Below are 3,034 nucleotides of genomic sequence, written 5' to 3'. Positions count from 1 at the left end.
AGCTGCTTCTTCTTGGCCTTCATGATGTTGGGCAGGGTGACGTAGCGCGGCTCGTTCAGGCGCAGGTCGGTGGTGATCACCGCGGGCAGCGAGAGCGAGATGGTTTCCAGGCCGCCGTCGACTTCACGGGTCACGTTGACCTTGTCGCCCGCCACTTCGACCTTCGAGGCGAAGGTGGCCTGCGGAAGGTCGGCCAGCGCCGCCAGCATCTGGCCGGTCTGGTTGGCGTCGTCGTCGATCGCCTGCTTGCCCAGGATGATCAGGCCGGGCTGCTCCTTGTCGACCAGCGCCTTGAGCAGCTTGGCCACCGCCAGAGGCTGCAGTTCTTCGGTGGTCTCGACCAGGATGCCGCGGTCGGCGCCGATGGCCATGGCCGTGCGCAGGGTCTCCTGGCACTTCGCGTCGCCGCACGAGACCGCGATGATCTCGGTGGCGGCGCCCTTCTCCTTCAGGCACACCGCCTCTTCGACGGCGATCTCGTCGAAGGGGTTCATGCTCATCTTCACGTTGGCGATATCCACGCCGGTGCAGTCGCTCTTGACGCGAACCTTGACGTTGTAGTCGACGACCCGTTTGACGGGGACCAGGATCTTCATTGGTTGACTCCGAACTTATTGATAGACAGTATCGATCAAGACTGTACACTACCGTACGACATGAAGGCAACAAGGCAAGCAACCTACAGGCATCGGCGGCCGTGATGCCGTCCCACGACAGGCCCACGCGGGCCGAAGGCCGTCAGCTCGCTGCTCTTCTGCTTCTTGTCACGGCGCTTTGGGGGTTGAATATGGCAGCGATGAAGACCATTGCGTCCTACTATGACCCCGCGGTAATGGCGACGGAACGGGCGGGCATCGCTGCAGTGTTCATGGGCCTCATGCTTTGGAGACAGCGTGGGACGCGACGGCGTACGCGAATGACGCGGAATCAGTTTGCGACCGTGATTGCTTGCGCGGTGCTGATGGTCTACTTGAATCAGATCCTACTTTCTGCAGGCCTTGTCCGTACGACCGCCACCAACGCGTCAGTCGCGATTGCTTTGAGCCCGCTGGTGTCGTCGTTGATGGCCGCTCTCATGCTGCGTGATCGCCTGGGGTATCTGCGAATCGCAGGCGTGGCGCTCGGCTTTGGCGGCGTCCTGATCGTCGTGCTTCAGTCTCCTGGTGCTCGCGTGGCGGAAGCGGGTCTGGGCGATGCGATGGTAGTTGCATCGGTCGTCACTTTCGCAGTGGGCGGCGTTCTTGTCCAGCGCCTCGCGAGAGAGACCGATGCGCTACACGCGAGCGCGATGATCTATGCGTGCGGCACTCTGATGCTTGCCATGCATACGGCCATCGTCGGCGCGGCAACCAATGTCAAGGCCTGGGTGCCCGGGTTCTGGCCACTGATGCTGGTGCTGTTCTCTTCCTTGATTGCTACGACCTTTGGCAATTTGGCGTGGAACCACGCCATCGTCAGGATAGGCGTGGCGCGGGTATCGCTGTGGTTCTACTGGGTGCCTGTGTTCGGGGTGGGCTTCGCGGCACTGTTGCTCGGCGAGACGTTGACCGCCTGGCACGGTGTGGGTCTGCTGGCCGTCATCGCCGGAACGGCCCTTGGGACTTACAGCCGTGCTTGAAAAAGCGAGGCATCAGGGTATTCCCAATAGATCTCCATGCCGATCGTGCGCTACTGTACGACTTTTGAAGCAACCCTCAATTCGCTTTCCGGAAAGAGAGACCGCATGACTTTCGAAACCTCACTTCTTCAGTCCCGGGCCCAGGCCATGCGCGCGCAGGGCTGGTGGAAGGACCTGACCATCAACGAATGTCTGGCCAAAGTGCTGGCGGCTACACCCGACAAGACAGCGCTTGTCGCGCATGTCCAGGGCGGAGGGGTGCCGCGCCGCATCACCTATCGCGAGTTGGATGCTTTCGCGGCGCAGGCCGCGTCGAATCTACGCGCGCTCGGCGTAGGTCGAGGCGACGTCGTATCGATGCAATTGCCCAATGTCTGGCAGTTTGTCGTGACGATGCTAGCGGCTGCGCGTATCGGTGCAGTCGCGAACCCCCTGATGCCGATTCTCCGTGAGCGTGAGCTGGTCTACATGCTGGAATTCTGCGAGGCGAAGGTTCTGATCGTCCCAGCCAACTATCGTGGGCATGACCATGCTGCCATGGCACGCGGCATGCTCCCGCAACTGCCACATCTAGAGCGTCTTGTCGTGGTGGGCGAGGATGGCCCCGATGGATTCGAGCAGGTCTTGTTGTCGGGCTCAGATCGGGATGCACCCAGTCTTGCCGATGCGTTGCTCGAGCCGGACGATGTGGCGCTGCTGATGTTCAGCTCCGGTACCACCGGTGCACCCAAGGGGGTGATGCACACCTCCAACACGCTGCTATCGACGCTCTTCACCTCAATCGAGGATCTGCGACTCACCCCGGATGATGTCGTTCTCGCAGCATCGCCCGTCGGTCATCTGATGGGATATGCCTATCTCACCACGATGCCGCTGATTCTCGGCGCCACGGTCGTGTTGATGGATGTTTGGGAGGTCCGCGCTGCCCTCGAACTGATGCGCAGCGAGAAAGTCAGTTACAGCTCAGCCGCAACACCATTCCTTTCAGACCTGGTTGGCGCGGTGGAGGCGGGTGATCCGGGTGCGCCAGATTTCCGGCTGTTCGGTTGTGCTGGCGCGCCCATTCCCCCGGTGCTGATCGAGCGAGCGGCCAAGGCGATGAAGCTGACCGTCTGCTCGATCTGGGGCATGACCGAGGTCGTCGCAGGAACTCTGACGCAGATTGAGCGCGCGAGCGACCTATCGGCCACCGCGGATGGCCGCGCGGTCCGTGGTGTCGAGGTGAAGGTGGTTGATGAAGACCGCAAGCCGGCTCCCGTCGGTACTACCGGTCGTCTCCTATTTCGAGGAAGTTCGCTGTTCGCCGGGTATCTGAAGCGCCCAGACCTAAACGCCGTCGACCCAGAGGGCTGGTTCGACACAGGAGACCTCGCTTACGTGGTGAACGACGAGGGCTACATCCGGATCACCGGATCA

At 61.6% G+C, this 3,034-nt stretch carries 3 protein-coding genes; 2 read left to right on the top strand and 1 reads right to left on the bottom strand.

What is annotated here, in order from left to right; all coding sequences use genetic code 11:
- Positions 1 to 596: electron transfer flavoprotein subunit beta/FixA family protein (locus AC1DY5_RS49375; protein ID WP_478121627.1), on the bottom strand; the 596-nt coding region annotated here is incomplete at its 3' end.
- Between the two features lie 104 nt (positions 597 to 700).
- On the opposite strand from AC1DY5_RS49375, the gene AC1DY5_RS49370 reads away from it, so the two are divergent.
- Together AC1DY5_RS49370 and AC1DY5_RS49365 are read left to right on the top strand one after the other, a co-directional pair.
- Entirely contained in the window at positions 701 to 1,618 is a 918-nt protein-coding gene (locus AC1DY5_RS49370; protein WP_478121626.1) for a DMT family transporter, read from the top strand.
- A 36-nt stretch (positions 1,619 to 1,654) separates the two neighbouring features.
- Positions 1,655 to 3,034 (top strand): AMP-binding protein (locus tag AC1DY5_RS49365; RefSeq protein ID WP_478121625.1); only part of this gene is annotated, 1,380 nt, incomplete at its 3' end.

This window comes from Variovorax sp. P4_D9 (assembly GCF_056401695.1).
This window is presented reverse-complemented; position numbering and strand designations above follow the sequence as displayed.

Coding starts and splice junctions, on each gene's coding strand:
- AC1DY5_RS49370 (WP_478121626.1), top strand. CDS start 701: ATGCCGTCCCACGACAGGCCCACGCGGGCCGAAGGCCGTCAGCTCGCT.